At 68.6% G+C, this 1,142-nt stretch carries 1 protein-coding gene; it reads left to right on the top strand.

Going from position 1 to position 1,142, the window contains the following annotated elements:
- The coding region (locus ABH935_RS50880; protein WP_370385245.1) for an ISL3 family transposase at positions 1-1,130 on the top strand (1,130 nt) is incomplete at its 5' end.
- Positions 1,131-1,142 lie beyond the last annotated feature (12 nt).

The following is a 1,142-nucleotide window of genomic DNA, read 5'->3' as shown; positions in this document are numbered from 1 at the left end:
GCTGCCGACGCTACGACCGCGGTCCGGGACGGCGCCGCTGGCGACACCTGGACGCCGGCACCCTGATGGTCCATCTGGAGGCTGACGCCCCACGGGTGTCCTGCCCGACCTGCGGCGTGGTGACCTGCCACACCCCGTGGGCCCGAGCTGGGGCCGGGCACACCCTGGACTTCGACCACCAGGTGGCCTGGCTGGCCACGAACACCTCCAAGACCGCCACCGCGACGCTGATAAGGATCGCCTGGCGCACCGTGGGGGCGATCGTCACCCGGGTGTGGGCCGACATCGACGCCTGCACCGACCGGTTCGCGAACGTGTCCCGGATCGGCATCGATGAGATCTCCTACAAGAAGGGCCACCGCTACCTGACCGTCGTCGTCGACCACGACACCGGCCGGCTGCTGTGGGCCGCCGTCGGCCAGGACGCCGAGACCGTCGATGAGTTCTTCGACGCCCTCGGGCCCGAACGCTGTGCGGCGATCACGCACGTGTCCGCCGACGCCGCCCACTGGATCGCCAAATCGGTGCGCGCACACTGCCCGAACGCGATCCGCTGCGCCGATGCCTTCCACGTCGTCACCTGGGCCACCAAAGCCCTGGACCAAGTCCGCCGGGACGCCTGGAACACCGCTACCGGACGCGCCCGCAACTCCGCGGTCACCGGCCGCAACTCCACCGGAGCTGCCCGCGCCCTGAAGACCTGCCGCTGGGCGTTGTGGAAGAACCCCGAGGACCTCACCACCGTCCAGCACGACAAACTCGCCTGGATCGCCAAAACCGACCCCAGGCTGTGGCGGGCCTACCTGCTCAAAGAAGGCCTACGCCACGTCTTCAAGGTCAAAGGCGCCGCCGGACGCGTGGCGCTGGACCGCTGGCTGTCCTGGGCCACCCGCTGCCGCATCCCCGCCTTCACCGAACTCGCCACCAAGATCAAACGCAACCGAGCCGAGATCGACAACGCCCTCGAACACAACCTGTCCAACGCCCTGATCGAATCCATGAACACCAAAATCCGGCAGATCACCCGCACCGCCTACGGCTTCACCAACCCCGAAGCCCTCATCGCCCTCGCACTCCTCGCCCACGGCGGCCACCGACCCCCATTACCCGGCCGAACCACCCACACATAAGTCAGAGGCGCC

The sequence above is a fragment of the Catenulispora sp. GAS73 genome, assembly GCF_041262085.1.
Lineage (GTDB): Bacteria > Actinomycetota > Actinomycetes > Streptomycetales > Catenulisporaceae > Catenulispora.
This window is presented reverse-complemented; position numbering and strand designations above follow the sequence as displayed.